Here is a 2,090-nt window from a genome sequence, read left to right on the forward strand (position 1 = left end):
AAAATTAGCAGCCAAACAGTCTGGATTTTGCGAAGATACGACTTTTTGAGATGGGCTTTACACAGAAATTGTTTTCGAGGGATTCCTGATGCCACAACTGCACTTGCCACTCTTCCCCCAAGGGGCCACCGAAGTCACTGCAAGCTTGGCGTTTAAGCGTGAAGCAGATCAAATTACCTACTATCATGGCAGTTTACCGGTATTCACTCATGCGGCTGATGATCTAGCCTCGTTCAGAATGATTACCAGCCAGTTTTGCGTTAGTGGCCATGTCAAACAAGCCCAGATTGCACGCATATTTGGGATACCGCTGGTGACGGTCAAGCGCGCCATCAAACGATACCGTGAACACGGGCCGCGGGGATTCTACATCGAGAGGAAGCGGCGAGGAGCCGCGGTACTCACTGAATCCGTGCTGGCTGAAGCGCAGCGACTATTACTCGAAGGAATCAGCGTTGCTGAAGTGGCCAATCGTCTGGAGCTGAAACAAGACACGCTGAGCAAAGCAGTGCGGGCGGGACGTTTGCATGTTGTTAAAAAAAAGACGATAGCACCAGACTAAGCAGCAAAAGCGAGCGTACCCACCTGGATGCGCGCGCCCCGATGGGCGTGGCCACCCACAACATCATCGGTCGGTTGGCGGCCAGCGTTGGCGCACTGGGTGCGGTTGCGCCGCAATTCGAAGCGGTACTCGATGTACCTCATGGCGGTGTATTGTGCGCATTGCCAGCCCTCCTGGCAGTAGGCCTGCTTGACGGCATCACCGACTATTTCCCGCTTCAGTCTGGTTACTACGGGCCCGATAGTCTATTACTGCTGCTCGCGTTCATGACGCTGAGCCGGATCAACTCAATTGAAGGCTTACGCGACCACGCGCCTGGCGAATGGGGCAGACTACTGGGTCTTGATCGCGTACCAGAGGTCAGAACGCTGCGGCAGAAGGTGCGCGAGATGAGTCACGCAGGCAAACCCAGACAATGGAGCGCGGCCTTGGCTCAGCGCTGGCTTGCAGCGGCGCCCGAACAGGCCAATGCGCTCTATATTGACGGCCATGTCCGGGTCTATTACGGACAGCAGACGCGCCTACCCAAGCACTATGTTGCCAGAGAAAAACTATGTCTGCGTGCCACCGTAGACTACTGGGTCAATGCCATGGATGGTCAACCCTTCATGGTGATCAACCAGGTGGTTGATCCAGGACTGATCCGCGTGATCGAAGACGAGATACTGCCGCGCCTCGAATCAATGCACCCCGCGCTTACTGAACCATTGCCTACTGCGGGTCGGGCGCGGCATCGGTTTATTTTGGTCTTCGACCGCGAAGGCTACAGCCCCGATTTCTTTGCACGTCTGCGCGCAAAACAAGTAGCCTGTCTGACCTATCACAAGTATCCCGAGGCAGCTTGGTCGGAAAATGAATTCCACAACCAGCCGGTACCGCTCGTCAGTGGTCAGATCGTCACCATGCAACTGGCCGAACGCGGGGTGCGTCTCAGCAACGGACTGTGGTTGCGTGAAATTCGCAAGCTTAGTCAAAGTGGTCATCAGACTGCCATTCTCACCACCGACTACCATAGCTCACCTACTGTTCTTGCGGCACAAATGTTTGCCCGATGGTCTCAGGAAAACTTCTTTCGCTATAGCCGGCAAAACTTTGCTCTGGATAGGCTGGCTGATTATAGCGTCGAGGAAATCACTGAGCCGATTCTAGTCGTCAATCCTGCCTATCGTCACCTTGATAGTCAAGTACGCAGCGCTAACGGCAAATGTAGCCGCTTGCTGGCACAATTGGGTGCGCTCAATATCGAACAAGCCATCGAACCCGAGCAGATGGAACCCTTTCTGGCCAAGAAAATCGTTCTCCATGAACAAATTGAGGCACTCCAGGCCAATATCTGCCAGCTCAAAGCACAACGGAAAATCACACCACGCCACATCAAGGTCCAGGATTTGCCCGAGAGTGAGCGTTTCCATAAGCTGGCTAATTTAAGTAAGCATTTCCTCGACACCATTAAAATCATCGCTTACCGCGCTGAATCAGCAATGGTTAACATCGTCCGTGAATTCCTACCCAAACCCGATCAGGCTCG

The 2,090-nt window shown here is 53.8% G+C and carries 2 protein-coding genes; both read left to right on the forward strand.

Features of this window, described 5'->3' with window-relative positions; all coding sequences use genetic code 11:
- The first annotated feature begins 88 nt into the window (after positions 1 to 88).
- On the forward strand, positions 89 to 562 hold the full coding sequence (locus C8R30_RS15560; protein WP_107784644.1) for a helix-turn-helix domain containing protein: 474 nt from the start codon (positions 89 to 91) through the stop codon (positions 560 to 562).
- A gap of 41 nt (positions 563 to 603) precedes the next feature.
- The coding region (locus C8R30_RS15565) for a putative transposase (RefSeq protein ID WP_146162711.1) at positions 604 to 2,090 on the forward strand (1,487 nt) is incomplete at its 3' end.

Source organism: Nitrosomonas nitrosa (assembly GCF_003051105.1).
In the GTDB taxonomy this organism is placed as follows: domain Bacteria; phylum Pseudomonadota; class Gammaproteobacteria; order Burkholderiales; family Nitrosomonadaceae; genus Nitrosomonas; species Nitrosomonas nitrosa.